General features: G+C 65.1%; 1 protein-coding gene. It reads right to left on the bottom strand.

All coding sequences use genetic code 11. From position 1 onward, the window contains the following. Positions 1–536: GMC family oxidoreductase N-terminal domain-containing protein (locus tag AC1DS5_RS25425; protein WP_477721017.1), on the bottom strand; the 536-nt coding region annotated here is incomplete at its 3' end. Positions 537–561: the final 25 nt, after the last annotated feature.

The raw sequence follows: 561 nt of genomic DNA, 5'->3' as shown, positions 1-561 counted from the left end.
TCGTCGCACCACGCATAGCCCGAGGCCAGCGCTGCATCGCGCAGGCCCTTGTCGATCGGCCCCCATGTCTCCGGCGGCGCGCGATAGACCGGCAGCGGACCGCCGCGGCCATGGCCGGGCTTGTCGCCGAAGTCCAGATCGTCCTCGATCACCGAGAACAGTGGCATGATCTCCTTCGCCGACCAGCCGATGCATCCCAACGACGCCCATTCATCGAACGCATCGGCGACGCCGCGAATCGCAATCTGGCCGTTCATCATCGACGAGCCGCCAAGACCCTTGCCGCGCCAGTAGAAGCGCTGGTCCTGCCCGGCAACGCGACGCGAATGCAGCTGCGGCCACTGCCACTTTTCCTGGAATTCGCGCTGGTGAATGATCGGGATCGGGTTCGCCGTGGTCACTTCCCACGGCGCCTCCGCCGCACGCCAGTCGAGCCCGGCTTCAAGCAGCAGCACACGTGTAGCGGGATTTTCGGAGAGCCTGGCAGCCACGGCAGCGCCGGCAGATCCACCGCCGACGACGATCACATCATACATAGTGCTTCATTTCTTTCTGCTGCGG

Source organism: Polaromonas sp. P4_H1 (assembly GCF_056400945.1).
The sequence above is the reverse complement of the archived record's forward strand: the minus strand, read 5'-3'. Positions and strand labels throughout refer to the sequence as shown.